The sequence below is a fragment of the Paracoccus cavernae genome, from assembly GCF_042430175.1.
Taxonomy (GTDB): Bacteria; Pseudomonadota; Alphaproteobacteria; order Rhodobacterales; family Rhodobacteraceae; genus Paracoccus; species Paracoccus cavernae.
Genome location: NZ_JBHMDZ010000008.1, coordinates 1 through 1,269 on the forward strand (window position 1 = coordinate 1; position 1,269 = coordinate 1,269).

General features: G+C 66.5%; 1 protein-coding gene. It reads right to left on the reverse strand.

The window, feature by feature from the left end; all coding sequences use genetic code 11:
• Positions 1-56: 56 nt before the first annotated feature.
• Positions 57-731: a hypothetical protein gene (locus tag ACFFUC_RS08415; RefSeq protein WP_377685317.1), complete on the reverse strand. Its 675-nt coding sequence runs from the start codon at positions 729-731 to the stop codon at positions 57-59.
• Positions 732-1,269 lie beyond the last annotated feature (538 nt).

Consider the following 1,269-nt stretch of genomic DNA (forward strand, 5'->3'; position numbering starts at 1 on the left):
TGACGCGCCCGAAATGGGCATCCGCCGCCGCGAGGAAGTCGAAGTTGAGGCGCATGCTATGCTCCGAGGTTCAGGGTGAAGGAAGGGATGGCGCGCTGCAGCTTGCGCGCCGGCAGGATCTTGGAGGGCTTTTGCAACGTGGTGCGCAGCAGGCCGCGATGGGCGGTGTAACGGTTGCCCGCAATGCCGGTGACGTTCTGGATCTGCATGGCGTAGCGCAGGGCCGTCGGTGCGCCGGTGTAGGTGATGCGGGCGGTGTTGCCGCGCAGGGTCAGGGCGGTGATCGCGCCCCCGACCAGCTCGAAGCCCGCAAAGGCGTCGATGGCTTGGCCGCCGTATTTGGCCGCATCCTCAAGAGCCAGTGCCTCATCCTCGCGCAGGCTGGCGAACTGCAGCACCAGGACGCCGCCTTCATGCAAGAGTAGGTGCGGGCGCAGGATCGACCAGCGGTGACCGGCCTCGACCTCGGCCATGGCCCAAGCACAGGTCTCCGAGGCAAGTGCCGTCGCCTCCGCGTCGGGATGGACGTTGTTGTCGGCGATCTCGTACCAATGCTGGCAGGTGCCGAGGATCGCCCCGCCCTGCTCGACAAGATCGAGAATGTCGTCGCACACCGCCCAGCCCGTGGCTCCGTCATTTGTGGTGTCGGCATCACCGCCCGGCTGGGTCAGGATGTAGCGCGGGGCGGGCAGCCCCTGCCCGCGCCAATAGGCGAGGCTCCCGGCCTGCAACTTCCACCNCAGCTTCCGCCACTGCTTTCGCCTGCGCGTTCCAATAGCTGAAGCTGCTCCAGACCGTGGCCGTTCCCGAGCCTGTCGCCGGATCGGCATCCATGTCTTCGATCGCAATGCCGGGGATGCCGTGGCAACTGGTGACAACCGGCACCTGCGCCAAGCCGAGATCGCGGCGATGGGCATTGAGCAAAGCGAAGGCCGGAAAGGCCATGCCGCTGGCACCGCTGCCCGTCTGCGCCCGTTCGAAGCCGGTGGCGGCTTTGGTCAGGTTGTAGCCTTTGGAGCGCGGCCCGAGCGTATCCGTGATTGGTACCGCATCCGAGAACTGCATCCCCGCGAGCTGCAGGCAGTGATCACCGCCCAAAGCCTCGAGCATCGCGCGCGTCAAGATGGCCGTGAACGCGCCGCCAACCGTCAGGGACTGGCCGTTGACACCGCAGAGTTGCACCGCGGTCGTCGACAGAAGCCCGCCCTCGATCTGGAGCTTGCCGCGGCCGCGATCCCAAAAGTCTTGCGACATATGCGCGTCGAAGCC